The sequence below is a fragment of the Bacteroidales bacterium genome (assembly GCA_035647615.1).
Classification (GTDB): Bacteria; Bacteroidota; Bacteroidia; order Bacteroidales; family 4484-276; genus SABY01.
This window is the reverse complement of sequence record DASRND010000035.1, coordinates 57,472-74,555: the sequence shown is the minus strand read 5'-3', so window position 1 is coordinate 74,555 and position 17,084 is coordinate 57,472. Positions and strand designations below refer to the sequence as shown.

The window sequence follows — 17,084 nt, the reverse complement described above, 5'->3', positions numbered from 1 at the left end:
TTACTAAACAAAATAATTTTTTTTAAACTCATCAAACTTTTAAATTTTCACTGTATGAAAAAAATCTTTTTAAATGTTTTTCTTCTTTTTGCTTTTGTTGGTCTGATGGCTAATAACGGCTACGACCTACAGTACAAGCAAGGTGCCTCTGGTAGTGCCACCCTGCAATTTACAATCAAAGATTATAGTATCAGAACCGTTACTCTTGATGGTACTGTGTTTTCGGCTATCGATTTTGCTCGTAACGTTACCACCAAAGAACAAGGCTTTGCGGAGCTTCCATTTATCAATGCCAATATTCAGCTCGATCCTGTAAAGAATATGATCATGCAGGTTTCGGCTCTTTCTTTTGTTGATTTACAGGTAGAAGCCCCGCTGGTGCCTTCGCGTGGAGTGATCTACCGCGACCAGGATCCCTCGACGATTCCATACGTTATTGCTCCCGAATCGATTACCAACACTTTTTTCCCCGCTGAAGTTGCTACGTTCACCGATCCTTTTATTATTAAAGACGTGCGCGGTGCTACCGTTTACATCTATCCTTTCAGCTACAATGCGGTTACGAATACCGTTCGCGTTTACACAAATATCGAAGTAACCCTTACACCTGACGACTCTGCTCCGGTGAATCCGTTGTACAGCACCTCGGGGAAATATTTCCCGGCAATGGAAGGTCTTTACACTTCATTATTTATGAATTACGAAAACCAGCAGGATGTGATGGACATGGGCGAAGTCGGCGATATTCTAGTTATCACCACTGCCCGCGACGAAGCTGCCATCCAGCCATACATCGACTGGAAGAGGGAAAAAGGTTTTGGGGTTTATAAAGAAGTGGTTGCTACCGGCACCAACGTGAAAAGCCTTATCCAGCAGAGTTACAACGCAAACAATGACATTCTTTACGTACAGCTCGTGGGCGACTGGGCCGACATAAAATCAGAAACGGCTGGCTATTCCAATGCTCCTACGGATCCGATGCTGGGCTGTGTGGTAGGTACCGATTATTTCCCGGAAATTGCTATCGGTCGTTTTTCGGCAAACAATCCGGCTCAGGTTACCGTGCAAGTAAATAAGACTATCGAATACGAAAAGAATCCCGAAGGAACCTGGTATCCCAATGCTATTGGTATTGCCAGTACCCAGGGCCCCGGCGATGATGGCGAGAAGGATTATGAACACATCGACATAATCTATAATCACAAGCTCCATCCGTTTACTTATAATAACATGTACACCGCCTACGACCCATCGGGGAATTCCACTATGGTGAAAAACTATCTGGAGCAAGGCGCCAGCATTATAAACTATTGCGGCCATGGCTCACAAACTTCCTGGGGTTCCAGTGGCTTTAGCAGTTCTAATGTAAATAGCCTTACCAATGGCAACAAACTGCCCTTTATTTTCTCGGTTGCTTGTGTTAATGGTGCTTTTCATTCGGGCGACTGTTTTGCCGAAGCCTGGCTCCGGAAAGAAAACGGCGGCGCCATTATGACGCTTATGTCAACCATCAACCAGTCTTGGGATCCGCCAATGCGTGGTCAGGACTATTTTAATGATATTATTACTGGTGGTTATAATTACGCCACCAATCCCGGCAACGGTATCAGTACCACCGAAGGCCGCACAATTATTGGCTCTATCGTTGTTAACGGGCTCGTTTTGATGTACACCGAGAGCAGCGGTTCTTCCGACCTGGAGACCCTGCAAACATGGATTACTTTTGGTGATGCCTCTTTGCAGATAAGAACCGACGAAGCCGCTCCGGTTACCGTTTCTAATAATGTGATGCTGGTAGGTGCCGATTTCGAAACCACAGTTAACCTTAATGGTGCTCCTTTTGAAGGCGCGATGGTTGCGCTTTCGCAAGATGAAATCTTTGCCAGTGCCTATTCTGATGAAAACGGTTATGTATCCATTCCTAATAATTTCCAGCCCGGCGACGTGAAGCTCGTTGTTACGGCTTTCAACGGCGAAACTATTTACGAAAACATCCAGTGTATCCCACCAACCGGCCCTTACGTAATCTTCAACCAGGTGGCTGTTAATACACCTTCCGGTAAACTGATCTATGGTGAAGCTTCCACGCTTAATCTGGCCATGAAAAATGTGGGCGTTGCCAATGCTACCAATGTATTGGTTACCATCACTACCGACGACGAATATGTAGCCATCACGGATGCTACCGAAAACTTCGGAACCATTGCACCTGATGCAATTGTTACAATCGAAAATGCCTTTGCAGTAGAAGTTGCCAATGATGTTCCTAACGGACACAACGTAGCTTTCAATGTAACGGCTACCGGTAGCGAAACCTGGGAAAGCACATTTGTACTTACCGCCACGGCTGGCGTGCTGAAGTTTGATGCGTTTACCATTTCGGATATTACCGGAAACAACAACGGAAAGCTTGATCCGGGCGAATCAGCCACAATTTCGGTGTCGATAACTAATGCCGGTGGCGCTATGGCGGATAACGTTGTGGGTGACCTTACTTCCAGCGATATGTATCTCACCATCCATAGTTCTTCGATGAGTTACGGAGTTTTGGAAGCCGGTGAGAGCGCTGTAGCTGAATTTGAAGTTACCGCCGACGAAGCTACTCCGGCAGGTCATCAGGTGAATTTAGATTTTGAAATGACTGCTGAGAAAGATCTGATGGCCACCGACGGATTCACGATCGTAGTAGGCCAAATACCGGTACTCATCGTAGATAAGGACGGAAATCACAACTCAGCCAACAAAATAGCAGATGCCCTCGACGAGATTGGTCTGGCTTACGATGAAGTTACCAATCTGCCCGCCGATCTTAATCTTTATTCATCCATATTTGTGTCACTTGGTATTTATAACAACAATACTTCGCTAAGCAATGCCGACGGACAAAAGCTCGCCGACTACCTGAATGCCGGCGGCAAGCTGTACATGGAAGGTGGCGATACCTGGTATTTTAATACTCCCACACCTGTTCATAGTATGTTTGGGCTCAATGGCACTGCCGATGGCAGCGGCGATTTGGGAACTATAGTGGGGGTTGTAGGTACTTTTACCGAAGGCATGTCGATGTCCTACACTGGCGACAACAACTGGATAGACCGCATGGTGGCGACTACCGGTACTTTGATTCTTAACAATCAGTCGCCAAGCTATGGAACGGCCGTTGCCAACGATGGCGGCGTCTATAAAACTATTGGTGCCTCACACGAGTTTGGCGGCATTGCCACCGGACGCATCGAACTTATGGAAGCTTATCTCGACTTCTTCGGCATGATGCCCGCTACGCTGGTTTCCAACTTTACCGCCTCTGTCACCGAAGGTTGCGCCGGCATGGAAGTAACCTATACGGATGCTTCTCTTGGCGCCGTAAGCTGGCTGTGGACTTTCCCCGGCGGTACTCCCGAAATCTCCACCGAGCAAAATCCTGTGGTGGTTTACAACACCAAAGGCGTTTATAATGTAACCCTCGAAATCTCTGACGGAACCGATTCACAGCAGATGACAAAATACAATTACATCCATGTGGATGATGTTCCGGCAAAGGCTGGTGCTATCGATGGCGATGTAGCTGTTGGAAATGGCGAAACCGAGATGTATCAGACACAGATGCTCGACAATTGCACTCTTTACGAATGGGTGCTCATTCCTGCAGAAGCAGGCGTAATGTCGATGAATATGAATGAGGTTGAGATTGTTTGGAGCGAAACCTACGTGGGCAGTGCTATCCTGAAAGTATGTGGTGGCAACGACTGCGGCATGGGCGAATATTCTGACGGCCTCGAAATTATGGTGATGGATCCTACGGGCATCAACGATATTTCTACAAAAGGAGTAAGCGTTTATCCCAATCCTACCACCGGCATCTTCAATCTGCAACTCAACTCTACGCAGGAAACTACCTACGAGCTTACGCTGATGAATGCACTCGGTGTGCAAGTGATGGCCGAAACACTGAAAATAAATGGAGCGGCTATCCACAGCATCGATCTTTCGAATATGGCACAGGGAGTTTATTATCTGTATCTTCGCAGCAACTGCGGAATAATCATCGAAAAGATCATAAAAGAATAATTTTTCATGAAGTGAGTTTTTAAAGGCCGGGACACTGTTTCCGGCCTTTTTTCTTTTAGTTTTTTTGAAATTTAGTGTTTGAGAACGCCCGACCCTTCCTCCCAAATCAGCCCATGGGCTCTGTCATTTCGACTGGAAAATTTGCGTAGCAAATTTTAAGGGAGAAATCTAAAAATCGCGACATGAGATTTACGCCGGGTCAGGAGTTCTGAAATTTGGAATTTAGCGAAAGCGAAAAGCTCATTAATAAAGAAAAGGAAATAATATGTCACCAATCTATTTTCAGGATGTTGAAATAAAACTCCCTACAAACTATCAGGAGGAGGTGCTGCGAAAGAAGGTAGCGGCCAAAGCGGGCGTTAAAAAATTTAGGTGGGAACTTTTACAGCAAAGCCTTGATGCGCGGCACAAGGCCGATATTTTTTGGCTGGCGCGTGTGCGGATCTTTTCGCAGGAACGCAAAGGTGAAATTTACGAAACTCCGCCGCAGCTCAATATTCATTACCAAAAGCGGCCGCAGCATGTTGTGGTGGTGGGCAGCGGTCCGGCTGGATTTTTTGCCGCGCTGGTGTTGCAGAAGTCGGGTTTTAATGTCACCTTGCTCGAGAAAGGCCCCGAAGCCGGCAAACGTTACCAGTCGGTTCTGGATTTTGAACAAGGAAAATCTGCTTTTAATAGCCACGCCAACTACTGCCACGGCGAAGGAGGTGCAGGTACTTTTTCCGATGGCAAGCTTACCTCCCGCACCAAAGGAATAGCGCTGGAGAAGCAATTCGTTTTTGATACCTACATAAGCGCCGGCGCTCCAGAGGAGATTCGGTATCTGGCGCGACCACACATCGGCAGCGATAACCTGCGGCGCATTGTTCCGGAGCTGCGCCGGCAATTTCAATCCCTGGGCGGGCGCATGATTTTCGACAGCGAAGTTATTGACATCAAAATCACCGGCAGGCGTTGCACCGAAGTTATCACCGCACAGCAAACTTATCCTTGCGATATGCTGCTGATGGCGCCAGGACATTCGTCGTACGCCACCTACAGAATGTTGCACCGCCACGGCATTGCTTTTCGGCTCAAGCCTTTTGCTATTGGGGTGCGCGTGGAGCATCCGCAGCCGCTTATCAACCGCTCGCAGTGGGGCAGGGAGCACTTGCCCGGGCTAAAAGCTGCCGATTATACACTCACCCACAAAGCCTCCAACGGGCTTCCAGTCTATTCGTTTTGTATGTGTCCAGGCGGTAAAGTGGTTCCTTCTGCTCCGGCCGAAATGCAAAACATCGTGAATGGCGTTTCGGATTATGCCCGCAATTCGCCCTTTGCTAACGCAGCCATCGTGGCGGGTTTGCATCCGGAACAAGTACCGGGCAACAAAACGGTTGACTTCGCCGGCATGCTTGCGTGGATGGAAAAGCTGGAGCAACGCGTTTTTGATCTTACAAAAAGTTATGCCGCTCCCGGAAACCGGATAGCTGATTTTTTATTGGATAAAACTGCAGCCACGCTTCCTGCCAACAGCTATCCTTTTGAAGTTTTTCCCCATGACTTCAGGCAGTTGTTGCCTGCCGCAACTATCGCGGCATTCAAAGAGGGGATGAGCAACTTTAGCCGCAAGATCAAAGGTTTTGAAACGGGGGTGATGATTGGACTGGAAACTAAAACCAGTGCGCCCGTGCAGGTAATTCGCGATGAACACCGCCGTTGTGATGGTTTTGATAATATTTATATCCTGGGTGAAGGAAGCGGCTATGCCGGCGGAATTACCAGCTCAGCGGTAGATGGTGTGAAAGCTGCGATGGCGATTGCAGGAAATGAATACATTTCGATTTAACGTTTCTATCCGAATTTTTGGAATAGAGAATTGCCGTGTGCCTTAGACTTTCGAGCGTTAGTCAGCTGACTGACCTCGAAACGTCAAAAAGAGAGAATAAAAACCTACTCCACCACCAGCTTACACTTATCCTTTATTTGCCCGTTGCTAAAGATAGCGGCGATATAGATTCCTGCCGGCCATCGGCTTGTGTCCAGCCGGGTTGCACTCTGGTGCGGAGCTACGGTTTCGTGGTGGATTGTCTTACCGTAAATATCGAACACTTTTAGCTCAGCATTTGGAAAACACTCCAGATCTTTTATATCCAAAAGGATTCCCCCGGTATGGGTGGGGTTGGGACTGGCTGTTAATGAATTGCTTTGCGGTTTTGCGGCATCTTCATCCACAGATGTGAGGATGGGGAAACAATTATTAAATTCAGGGTTCATAAATTGTAATTCTCCATCATGCCAAAAGCAGGTGTTGTACCACCAATGTGGTCCAGTGGGAATAGGACGAACCGGTGCAAATAATCCTCCGGTACTGCCAATGCCTTCAATCCAGTAGTAATCCGAAAAGATACCGGTAAAATAAAATGTCTTCCGGTACATGTTTCCGGTTAAAATGGAATCGATATGGTCGATGATGTAATATCCAAGGCTTATATCTTCTACGCCAACAACAACAGTATCCCCGATACTTTTAGAAAAATCATACAAAAGCACTTCTTCATTATCCGGCAGAAACTCATAATTCCGGGCATGCACTTTTTTGGCAAGCGTATCCTGGCGGATGGAGGCTGCATAGTAAAGCTCATCGGTGGGCAACACCGTATCCTGGTAATAAATGTTTTGATACACCATGTCCTCGATCACGGTATCGCCCTGCATCGTGTAGGTGTAGTTGGTTTGGGATATGGGTTGCCCGTGGTATAGCACTTCGTTCCATTCGGCATCAGAAGCGGGGAACGGAACATAGTTTTGCGCCGACATGCCGAAACCAAACAGCACGCACAGCAAAACGCTGATTGTGAACGGTTTTAAATGTTTCATAGTTCTGATTTATTTGTTTATTAATAAATCTAATTTTTTGAAATCGTGACAAATGTACGATGGAATTAACAGTTTTACAAGTCCCCTTCCCCCCAACTTTATGATTTATTAGCATAAAAATATGCTAACCGGACAACAATGAAATCAAAGTTAAAAAACAATGCATTGATTCGACCCAAACAAAAATACTTTATGACAAAGAAAACCGGATGAAACTCTCCCGGCTTTATGGCCCGGGGCGCTTCATCCGGTTTGGGATGGAAGAGATATCAGCAATTTTTATTAAACCACTGGCTCCAGCTCCACGGTAAAGTGGCGCATGATGGGAGCTTCCTGTGTTATTCTAAAGCCTTTGGTAATCTCGTTGCGGCGTTCGTAAACGTTGGCCAGCGTGGCAGCTATATAATCCATGTGGCTGTTGGTGTAAGTCCTTCGCGGGATGGCAAGTCGCAGCAGCTCAAGTTTGGGATAACGGTTTTCGCGTGTTACGGGATCGCGGTCGGCCAGCAGGGCGCCAATTTCTACGGTGCGCACGCCGCCTTCGAGGTAAGTTTCGATGGCCAGCGTTTGTGCGGCAAATTGTTCTTTGGGCAGGTGTGGCAAAAAGCGTTTGGCATCCACAAAGATGGCATGGCCGCCAAAAGGTTCCTGCACCGGAACATTGTACTCTTTGAGCTTATCACCCAGATAAGCTACCTGACGGATTCGTGTGTCGAGATACTGGAACTCGGTACCTTCGTGCAGTCCCTGTGCCACAGCGTTCATGTCGCGTCCCGACATGCCGCCGTAGGTGATAAAGCCCTCGTACATGATGGTGAAGGTCTGCGCCTTTTTCCAGAGCGCTTCGTCTTTAAATCCTATAAAACCACCCATGTTTACAATCGCGTCTTTCTTGCTGCTCATGGTCATAGCATCGGCATAGCTGAACATCTCGGCAACGATTTCTTTGATGGTTTTGTCGGCATAGCCCTTTTCGCGCATCTTGATGAAATAGGCGTTCTCGGCAAAGCGTGCTGAGTCGAATACCACGCGTATGCCGTAGGATTGTGCCAACGCATAAACCTGACGCAGGTTTTCCATCGAAACGGGTTGTCCGCCCGACGAGTTGCAGGTAACCGTGACCACGATCATGGGGATGCGTTCGCGGGGATATTTTTTCAAAACATCTTCCAGCTTTTCCAGGTTGATGTTTCCTTTGAAAGGGTGATCGATTTGTGTGTCGAATGCTTCGTCGATGGTGCAGTCGATGGCGGTAGCCTTACGATATTCGATGTGGCCTTTGGTGGTGTCGAAATGGGAGTTGCCGGGTACCACGTCATCTTTTTTTACCAACGCGGAAAAAAGTACGTTTTCGGCTGCACGTCCCTGGTGGGTAGGCAGGAAATAGGGAAATCCCAACAGCGTGGTGATGGCATTCTTGAGTTTGTAATAGGAAGAAGCGCCGGCGTAGCTCTCGTCGCCAAGCATCATCTCCGACCATTGCATGTCGCTCATGGCGCCGGTGCCCGAGTCGGTGATCAGGTCGATAAATACCTGGTTGCTGCGTACGTTGAAAAGGTTGTAACGAGCGTCTTTGATCCACTGCTCACGCTCCTGGCGGGTGCTGCGGCGGATGATTTCCACCATCTTAATTTTATAGGTTTCTGCAAATGGTAATTCCATGATTTAAAATGTTTTTTTAATAAAATAAAATGAAAATAAAAAAGGTAATGAGCGGGCTGTGAAAGCCCTGAGGGGGAATTAGCAGATACTAAAAGCGTCGCGGTTCTTCACGTTCACCTGAACGTGCATACTGAGGATGGTTAATTGTAGAATCTTATTCATTATGAAGTCGTGTTTTTGCTTCGTTGGCTGACAAAAATAGGAAAATCTTTTTAAAGCAAACAACAGGCATCAGAAAAAGATCTTAGCGGGAGGTTTTGTATTGTTCCCAATATTCACGGGGAGTAACGAATAGGGTATTGTAAAATGTTTTTCGAATATTTATATGCTAGTGATAATGTCAGATCGTATTGTTTCCAACTCCAGTCGATGCCACAAAAAATCTGTCTGTTGAGGCAATTTTTTCTTCGACGAGAGTGGTGCTTTCTGCGTGAATCAGGAAACGAAACTATAAATCAATTACTTACTATCTTTGGCCGCAAAACAAAACGATGGCAACAAAAGTATTTTCCGAAAAGCAGCGCTTCAATCAATGGTGGTTGTGGCTTCTGATAATAGCAGTAACGGGTGTGATTTTTTGGGGCTTTGTGCAGCAGATTATTATGGGCATACCTTTCGGCAATAATCCAGCTCCTGACGTGGTTCAATATTTAGCTTTAGCGATATCCATCGGTCTGATTGTTTTTTTTCGCATCATTGCCTTGTACACGCGTGTTGATGCGCGGGGCGTTACCTGGCGTTTTACGATATTGCATCGTAAGGAGAGGCACATCAGCTGGAAGGAAATTGCCACAGCGCAGGTAATCCGATATCGTCCCATCTGCGACTACGGTGGCTGGGGCTATCGGTTGGGCGGCGGTGGCAAAGCATATTCAGTTGCAGGCAGCTATGGCTTGAAGATCATCCTGCACAAAGGAAAAAAATTACTGATCGGTACCCAAAAGCCTGATGAGCTGAAACGCGTGCTTCATCAGTTCACGACCAAAGAAACAGGGGCGATTATTTGAAATCAAAAAGCAGGTTGTCGGATTATTGATTTTCGGAATTTATTAAAAACGCCTCCAATAATTAGCAACAAAAGTAGTCGGTAAGCTGTTAAACATCAGATAAATCATTTTAAATCTAATAATAAAAAAAGATGAATTTTGATTACACCGAAGAACATCTGATGATAAAACAGGCTGCCCGCGATTTTGCCCGCAAGCTTGAAGCCGACGTTATAGAGCGCGACCACACGGCCACTTATCCGACGGCTCATGTTAAAGAGATGGCAGAGCTTGGATTTTTGGGTATGATGATCGATCCGAAATATGGCGGCGGCGGCATGGACAGTTTGTCGTATGCGTTGGCAATAGAAGAGATTTCGAAAATCGACTCTTCGGTGGCGGTCATTATGTCGGTGCACAACTCGCTGGTAAGCTATGGCCTGGAGAAATACGGCACGGAAGAGCAGAAACAAAAATTTCTGCCACGCATGGCCACCGGTGAACATATCGGCGCTTTTCTGCTCTCGGAGCCTGAAGCCGGCTCTGATGCCACTTCACAAAAAACGCTGGCCGAAGACAAGGGTGATCATTATCTGCTCAACGGCATCAAAAACTGGATTACCAGCGCCGACCATTCATCCATTTATATAGTGATAGCACAAACCGATCCTGATAAAAAACACCACGGCATCAACGCGCTCATCGTCGATCGTCATTCTCCGGGCATCAGTCTGGGGCCGCACGAAGACAAAATGGGCATGCGCAGCAGCGATACCCATTCGGTGATGTTTAACGACGTAAAAGTGCCCAAAGAGAACCGCCTGGGCGAGGATGGCTTTGGTTTTAAATTCGCTATGAAAGCCCTCGAAGCTGGTAGAATTGGCATTTCCGCACAGGCTACCGGAATTGCTGCGGGTGCTTACGAAAGGGCGCTGCAGTACTCGCAGGAGCGAAAAACCTTTGGTCGCCCTATCTCAGATCACCAGGCCATCGCTTTTAAGCTTGCGGATATGTATCTTAAAATAGAAAATGCACGTAACCTGGTGCACAAAGCTGCCTGGCTCAAAGACAACAACAAACCTTATTCGCTGGCCGGTTCGATGGCCAAGCTTTATGCTGCCGACATTGCCATGGAAGTAACCACCGAAGCTGTTCAGATACACGGCGGCTATGGATTCGTGAAAGAATATCACGTAGAAAGATTGATGCGCGAAGCCAAGCTTACGCAGATTTATGAAGGCACCTCCGAGATACAAAAGATCGTGATCTCGCGCAGCATTCTCAAAAGCAAATAAGCCGGCAGCTATGCCAATCACTAACATCCGGTGGGTGATGATAAGCCATCCGAAGAAATTTTATCTATTTTTGCCGGCATCAAAATAATCTAAATCAAACTTTTGAATAATGAAAATACTAGTCTGTATCAGCAATGTACCCGATACTACCACCCGCATCAAACTCAGCGGCGACCAGAACGCCATCGACCTGAGCAGCGTGCAGTGGATCATCAATCCGTGGGATGAGCTGGCGCTTACACGCGCTCTGGAACTCAAAGAAGCTTCCGGTGGCAGCATCCCGTCGGTGAGCATTATCCATGTTGGCAATGCCGGCTCCGAAGCCACTTTGCGCAAAGCGTTGGCCATTGGTGCCGACGACGCTATCCGCGTAGATGCCGCGCCAGCCGATGCTTATGCAGTAGCCCACGAAATAGCCGAAGCCATAAAAGATAAAAACTACGATCTGATCCTTTGCGGAATAGAATCATCCGACTACAACGGATCGGCAATGGGTGGCATGCTGGCCGAGTTTCTGAATATGGAATCCGTGTCGTCGGTTTCGAAAATAGAAATTGAAGGCAACGAGATAAAACTTAACCGGGAAATAGCCGGTGGTTTTGAAGTTGTTTCAGCTGCTGCTCCGGTGATTGCAATTGTGCAGAAAGGTATTGCAATCGAACCACGCATCCCTTCGATGCGGGGAATTATGATGGCGCGTAAAAAACCACTCGAAGTTGTTCCTGCCGCAGGTGCCGAAGCTCTGACCGAATTTGTGCATTACACACCGCCGCAGCCCAAAGCAGCCTGCAAAATGATAGAGGCCGACAATGCCGCTGAGCTGGTGAGCCTGCTTCACAACGAAGCCAAAATTATTTAATACTCAACTTTTTAAAATTGTATTTACCATGAACAACGTACTGATATACACCGAAAATTTCGACGGCAAGTTTAAAAAATCCGTTTACGAAATTGCTTCTTATGGTTCGGAAATAGCCCGAAAACTGGGTGGGCAGGTCATCGCCATTTCCCTGGGAGATGTGGCCGAAGATGAGCTAAAGTCTTTGGGTACTTATGGCATCAGCAAAGTGCTGAAGGTTTCCGGCGAAGCATTTAATACTTTACAAAACCAGGCTTATGCCACTGTCATTGCGCAGGCAGCCAAACAGGAAAACGCCGGCGTCATCATCTTTTCAGCATCCAATACCGCCAAAGCCATTGCGCCACGCGTATCCGTAAAATTAAAGGCCGGGATGGTATTTGCCGCAACCGGACTTCCTTCCAACCTGGCTCCGTTTACAATTCCCAAAAAAGTATTCCACGGCAAGGCTTTCGCAGATGTAGTCGTAAACAGCGAATGCAAAATCATTAGCTTGTCGCAAAATAGTTTTGGTGTAAAAGAGCACCCTGCCGAAGTAACCATCGAAGCGATGCAGGCGGAAGCACCAGCAACATCAAAAATCCGTGTAACCGACACACAAAAAGCCAGTGGTAAAATACTGCTCAACGATGCCGAGATCATCGTTTCGGGTGGCCGCGGTATGAAAAGCGCCGAAAACTGGCAGCCCATCGAAGAGCTGGCCGAAATACTGGGCGCCGCCACCGCCTGCTCACGACCCATTTCCGACGAAGGATGGCGCCCCCATTCAGAGCACGTTGGGCAAACCGGAAAAATAGTTGCTCCCAATTTATATTTTGCCCTGGGAATCTCCGGAGCCATTCAGCACCTTGCCGGTGTGAGTTCTTCAAAGGTTATCGTGGCCATTAATACCGACAAAGATGCTCCCATTTTCCAGGCTGCCGATTATGGTATTGTAGGCGATGTGCAGAAAGTGCTGCCGCAGCTGAACGATGCTTTCAGGAAATTTAAAGCTGAAAATTAATAACAATAATTTGTTAAATAATTGCCTGCGCCGGGGAAAGTATTTCTTTTCCCGGCGTTTTTGTGTAATTTTACCTTCTTTTGACGATTGATTTTAATGCGTCCTTTTATGTCGGGAATAAGAGATAAAATAAGTATTGTGTTGCTCAGTCCTTTGGTGATGGCCATTCCCTTTGCATTAATCACCATTTTGCTTTACCCTTTTACGCTTCGTCAAAGTAATCTGGTTCCCTCCTCTGTTTCTTATGCCCAGCATCTGGGTGGCAATAGAGTTTATTTTTATCACGATCTTGATAATGATGGCATCGACGAATGTATTGTCCATTTTCAAAACGAGATAGATCAATGCGCAATGATGATTTTTTCGGGCACCGGCGAAACCTGGGGGCAGTGGAACTTTAATGGTTTTTTGAATAAAAGCAGCCACAACTTAACTTTTTCCGACTGCACTGGTGATGGTGTTCTGGATGTCTTTACGCTTTATCAACGCAACGACTCTGTGTTTCTGGGTGGTATTGATCCGCTCGACGACACCCGTAAAATCGTGGATGACCTGTTTTTGGATGTTATTCGTAAAGTAAATAACCGCTTTCATTACGACTCTCAACTTTACACCAGCGATCTTAACAGCGATGGTTCCAGCGAAGTCGTCGCGGTTATTAATGCCGGATATAGTAAACAACCACGCCGTATTTATGCCTACAATTTCGCTGACAGTACGCTGTTAAAAACGCAGCCTGCCGGCTTCGCCATCATTGGTTTATCTTTTGTTGATCTGGACAACGACGGCTACCAGGAGATCATTCCCACCACCTCTGCTCTGGAGAATATCAGTCCAGGTGATTCGGTTCCCTATCATGACGACCAGCAGTGGTTTGTCATTTACAATCATCTTTTAGAATTTGCTGTCGAGCCTGTGAATCTGGGCGCTGGCAACGGAAAGGTTTTTAACTTCCTTTACCGGCAGGACAGCACTAAAAATATTTTATTGATAGGCCAAAATCATGAGCGGGTACCCGTCAATAAATCCTACACCTACAACATGACTACCAGGGTGCTTAGCCCTTTGGAACTGAATGTTCCCGACGATGCGCTGTTTTTTGAATGTATGAAACCTTATCAGCATTTCCTGGGATCCTACTCATCTTCAGACGGAGATATTTGGTTTTATGATCCTGCAGAAAATATGAAGGTTATAAAAAAGTATTCTATTGATAAGAATCTATTTTATCTGCAAAACCTGAGTATTACCAATGAAGTGATTCCCGATTTTGTTTTTTATAAAAAAACGCCCGCTGGAAATGTGTTGCATATTTACACCCAGCAGTTCGACCATAGCTATAAGTTTGCAATCACTAATGCGGATTTTGAAATAAACAATCTCACTACCTTCAATGCTAGGGATGGCAGCAAGAGGTTAATGATTCAGATAGGACAATCCATCTACGAGTTTGAGCATATTTATGATAAATATTTTCTGCTAAAAGCCATTTTAATAATTGCGGCTATTTATGTTTTTTATGTGCTCATGATTTGTTTGATTATCCGGGGTCAGAAAAAAATAATCAAGGCGCACTACCTACGCGAAAAGACGCTTGCCGAGCTAAAGCTCAAAAGCATCCGCAACCAAATGGATCCGCATTTTACCTTCAACGCTGTAAATGCCATTGCTGCGGCCATCTATCGCGAAGACCGTGAGGAAGCTTATACTTATTTCTCCAAGTTCAGCAAGCTCATCCGCAGCACTATGCTCTATTCCGACCGGATCTCACGCACGCTCGACGAGGAGTTGGATTTTACACAAAAATATCTGGAGATAGAAAAATTCAGGTACCGCGAGAAATTTGAATTTAGTATCAAAGTTCATCCTGGTGTTAATCTTTCCATCGAAGTGCCGCGGATGATCATCGAGACTTTTGCCGAATCAGCTATTAACAATGGGTTGATGCACCGCGAGAGGGGGGGGCTGTTGCATATCGAAATATTTCAGGATGGTAAAATATTGAAGGCCATCTTTGAAGATAATGGTGTGGGCATGATCAGAGCTGCCGAATACAACAAGGAGAAAGCTTTTAGAGCGGCAAATCTGATGGAGGAATTTCTGAAAGTTTACAACGAACTCAACAAAACCCGAATCGTGTTTGAGATGTACGATTTAGATATAAAACAGGAATTTCCGGGAACGCGTGTGGTTGTAAAGATGCCTGTCGCCAGCCGGTATCTGCGGCTTAAGGATCACAAATAAACTTTTACTTCGGTTTCGCCGGTGAGTACGCGCATGCCGTTCATGGCAAGGGCTTTCATCTCATCTTCGCCAGGATAAACGTGCACGGGGGCTATTTTTTGTACGCGTTCTATCACTTTGTTTACAAACCATTTGCTGTGTGCTATGCCGCCGGTAATCAGAATAGCGTCAACGTCGCCACTCAGCACGGCGCTCATGGCGCCAATTTCTTTGGCCACCTGGTAGGCCATAGCTTCAAATATTTTCCCGGATTCTTTGTCGCCTTCCATCATTTTCATCTCCACATCATAGGCATTATTGGTGCCGAGATAACCTACTAGTCCGCCGCCGCCTTTTATCATCTTCTGTATCTCCTTCTGCGTATATTTTCCGCTGAAGCAGGCTCTTACCAATGCGCCGACAGGCAAAGTTCCTGAGCGTTCGGGCGAGAAAGGTCCATCGCCGTCGAGGCCATTATTTACATCGATGACGCGCCCCTGGCAATGTGCTCCTACAGTGACGCCGCCGCCCAAATGTGCTACAATAATATTCATCTCTTCGTAGCGACGCATCACCGACTTGGCGTGCGATCGTGCTACAGCTTTTTGATTTAAAGCATGGAAGATGCTGATACGTTTGAATAACGGATGGCCGGAATAGCGGGCAATATCGTCGAGTTCGTCAACAACTACAGGGTTGGCAATGTAGGCTTTTACGCCGGGGAGTTTCTGTGCAAAAGCATCGGCAATGAGACCGCCCAGGTTTGAGGCATGCTCGCCAACAGGGCTGTTACGCAAATCTTCTTTCATGCGCTCATTTACCTCGTACACTCCCGACTCGATGGGATGCAGCATCCCACCCCGGCCCACAACAGCTTTTATCACATTTTCCTGAATCTCTGCTGCATTGAGTTGTGCAGTAATAATATCCTTGCGGTAATCGAACTGATCAGTAATCTTATCAAATTGTGCCAGTTCCTCCGGATCGTGGTTGATGCTTTTGAGAAAAACCGGGTTTAGATCAACAAAAACGCCAATTTTTGTGGACGTTGAGCCCGGATTTATCGTCAATATTCCTATACCCTCCATGCAGATGAGCAAATTATTTTGTGTTTTAATATTAAAAAAAACAGCCAACTATGCTGTTTGCAAAATCAAATTTTAGCCAATGTTAGCGGCAAGTGCAATAGAAAGGAACTTGCTGCGGTCGCTGTCGCTGCGTGAGGTTAGCACGATGGGAACTTTGGCGCCCATAATGACGGCTGCCGATACGGCACCACCCAAAAAGTTGAGTGATTTGTAAAGGATGTTGCCGCTGTCGATGTCGGGAGCAACAATGATGTCGGCATCACCGGCAACGTCGCTGGAAACACCTTTAAGCTCTGCCGATTTGCGTGAAACAGCATTGTCAACAGCCAGCGGGCCATCAATCATGCAGCCTTTAATCTGATTGCGGCGGTTCATCATAGTGAGGGCAGCTGCGTGCAAGGTAGATTCCATGCGTGGGTTTACGCTTTCTACCGCTCCTACAACGGCAATTTTCGGATTGGGGCAGCCGATTTTATGAAAGACTTGGATCGCATTTTTTATAATGGCAATTTTGGTTTCCAGATCAGGAGCTACGTTCATGGCAGCATCGGTTACACCAAGCAGCTTGTGATAATGTGGCGACTCAAATACAGCCATGTGGCTCAGCGTATCGCCAGAGCGCAAGCCGTGTTCTTTGTTGAGCACAGCTTTCATCAGGGTTCCGGTTCCTACGGCGCCTTTCATCAAAATCTCAGCTTTGCCTTCATTTATCATAATACAGGCTTTCAAGGATGCTGCCCCATTATCTTTTTCGTCGAAAGTTTCGAATTTGCTAATGTCGAAATTGATTTTTTTGGCGATGGCGGTAATTTTCTGCATGTCGCCAATGAGAATCGGTTCGATGATGCCGTTGGTGGTAGCGTTTTGTACGGCCAACATTGCGTCTTCGTCACCAGCAGCGGCCAATACCAGCTTGCGTGTTTTTTTGCCTTTGGCTATCTCAACCAATTCCTGAAGATTTTTTACCATTTTGTATCGAGTATTTTTATGTGAATGATCTATTTATCCTAATTACCTCAAGTGGCACAAAAATACACCAGC

General features: G+C 46.5%; 11 protein-coding genes. 7 read left to right on the top strand and 4 right to left on the bottom strand.

Going from position 1 to position 17,084, the window contains the following annotated elements; genetic code table 11:
* Window positions 1-54: 54 nt before the first annotated feature.
* Together VFC92_11880 and VFC92_11875 are read left to right on the top strand one after the other, a co-directional pair.
* The gene (locus VFC92_11880) at window positions 55-4,068 is read left to right on the top strand and encodes a C25 family cysteine peptidase (protein ID HZK08886.1); all 4,014 of its coding nucleotides are present in this window, start codon (window positions 55-57) and stop codon (window positions 4,066-4,068) included.
* A 265-nt stretch (window positions 4,069-4,333) separates the two neighbouring features.
* Window positions 4,334-5,896, top strand: a complete 1,563-nt coding sequence (locus VFC92_11875) for an NAD(P)/FAD-dependent oxidoreductase (protein ID HZK08885.1) — start codon at window positions 4,334-4,336, stop codon at window positions 5,894-5,896.
* Between the two features lie 104 nt (window positions 5,897-6,000).
* Here the strand turns inward: VFC92_11875 and VFC92_11870 are convergent, their stop codons facing one another.
* Window positions 6,001-6,927 carry a T9SS type A sorting domain-containing protein gene (locus VFC92_11870; protein ID HZK08884.1) on the bottom strand — a complete coding sequence of 309 codons (927 nt, stop codon included), beginning with the start codon at window positions 6,925-6,927 and terminating at the stop codon, window positions 6,001-6,003.
* Between the two features lie 282 nt (window positions 6,928-7,209).
* Entirely contained in the window at window positions 7,210-8,589 is a 1,380-nt protein-coding gene (locus tag VFC92_11865; GenBank protein ID HZK08883.1) for a tryptophanase, read from the bottom strand.
* Window positions 8,590-9,080: 491 nt separating this feature from the next.
* On the opposite strand from VFC92_11865, the gene VFC92_11860 reads away from it, so the two are divergent.
* From VFC92_11860 to VFC92_11840, 5 genes are all read left to right on the top strand, one after another.
* A complete protein-coding gene (locus tag VFC92_11860) occupies window positions 9,081-9,596 on the top strand; it encodes a hypothetical protein (protein ID HZK08882.1) in 516 nt (171 codons plus the stop codon).
* Between the two features lie 131 nt (window positions 9,597-9,727).
* The gene (locus VFC92_11855) at window positions 9,728-10,870 is read left to right on the top strand and encodes an acyl-CoA dehydrogenase (GenBank protein ID HZK08881.1); all 1,143 of its coding nucleotides are present in this window, start codon (window positions 9,728-9,730) and stop codon (window positions 10,868-10,870) included.
* A 109-nt stretch (window positions 10,871-10,979) separates the two neighbouring features.
* A complete protein-coding gene (locus tag VFC92_11850) occupies window positions 10,980-11,729 on the top strand; it encodes an electron transfer flavoprotein subunit beta/FixA family protein (GenBank protein ID HZK08880.1) in 750 nt (249 codons plus the stop codon).
* Window positions 11,730-11,757: 28 nt separating this feature from the next.
* Window positions 11,758-12,732 (top strand): electron transfer flavoprotein subunit alpha/FixB family protein, encoded by a 975-nt coding sequence (locus tag VFC92_11845; protein HZK08879.1) that lies wholly within the window; start codon window positions 11,758-11,760, stop codon window positions 12,730-12,732.
* 108 nt (window positions 12,733-12,840) lie between these two features.
* The gene (locus VFC92_11840) at window positions 12,841-14,976 is read left to right on the top strand and encodes a histidine kinase (protein HZK08878.1); all 2,136 of its coding nucleotides are present in this window, start codon (window positions 12,841-12,843) and stop codon (window positions 14,974-14,976) included.
* On the opposite strand, the gene buk is transcribed toward VFC92_11840, so the two are convergent.
* Window positions 14,967-16,043 (bottom strand): butyrate kinase, encoded by a 1,077-nt coding sequence (gene buk / locus VFC92_11835; protein ID HZK08877.1) that lies wholly within the window; start codon window positions 16,041-16,043, stop codon window positions 14,967-14,969. The two genes, VFC92_11840 and buk, sit on opposite strands and share 10 nt — an antisense overlap.
* A gap of 72 nt (window positions 16,044-16,115) precedes the next feature.
* Complete coding sequence (locus tag VFC92_11830; GenBank protein ID HZK08876.1) at window positions 16,116-17,012, bottom strand: bifunctional enoyl-CoA hydratase/phosphate acetyltransferase; 897 nt, start codon at window positions 17,010-17,012, stop codon at window positions 16,116-16,118.
* Window positions 17,013-17,084 lie beyond the last annotated feature (72 nt).

Bases quoted from the DNA above. Each gene is read 5' to 3' on its own strand.
- VFC92_11845 (HZK08879.1), top strand. From the start codon at position 11,758: ATGAACAACGTACTGATATACACCGAAAATTTCGACGGCAAGTTTAAA.
- VFC92_11830 (HZK08876.1), bottom strand. From the start codon at position 17,012: ATGGTAAAAAATCTTCAGGAATTGGTTGAGATAGCCAAAGGCAAAAAA.
- buk (HZK08877.1), bottom strand. From the start codon at position 16,043: ATGGAGGGTATAGGAATATTGACGATAAATCCGGGCTCAACGTCCACA.
- VFC92_11855 (HZK08881.1), top strand. From the start codon at position 9,728: ATGAATTTTGATTACACCGAAGAACATCTGATGATAAAACAGGCTGCC.
- VFC92_11870 (HZK08884.1), bottom strand. From the start codon at position 6,927: ATGAAACATTTAAAACCGTTCACAATCAGCGTTTTGCTGTGCGTGCTG.
- VFC92_11880 (HZK08886.1), top strand. From the start codon at position 55: ATGAAAAAAATCTTTTTAAATGTTTTTCTTCTTTTTGCTTTTGTTGGT.
- VFC92_11840 (HZK08878.1), top strand. From the start codon at position 12,841: ATGTCGGGAATAAGAGATAAAATAAGTATTGTGTTGCTCAGTCCTTTG.
- VFC92_11875 (HZK08885.1), top strand. From the start codon at position 4,334: ATGTCACCAATCTATTTTCAGGATGTTGAAATAAAACTCCCTACAAAC.
- VFC92_11860 (HZK08882.1), top strand. From the start codon at position 9,081: ATGGCAACAAAAGTATTTTCCGAAAAGCAGCGCTTCAATCAATGGTGG.
- VFC92_11865 (HZK08883.1), bottom strand. From the start codon at position 8,589: ATGGAATTACCATTTGCAGAAACCTATAAAATTAAGATGGTGGAAATC.
- VFC92_11850 (HZK08880.1), top strand. From the start codon at position 10,980: ATGAAAATACTAGTCTGTATCAGCAATGTACCCGATACTACCACCCGC.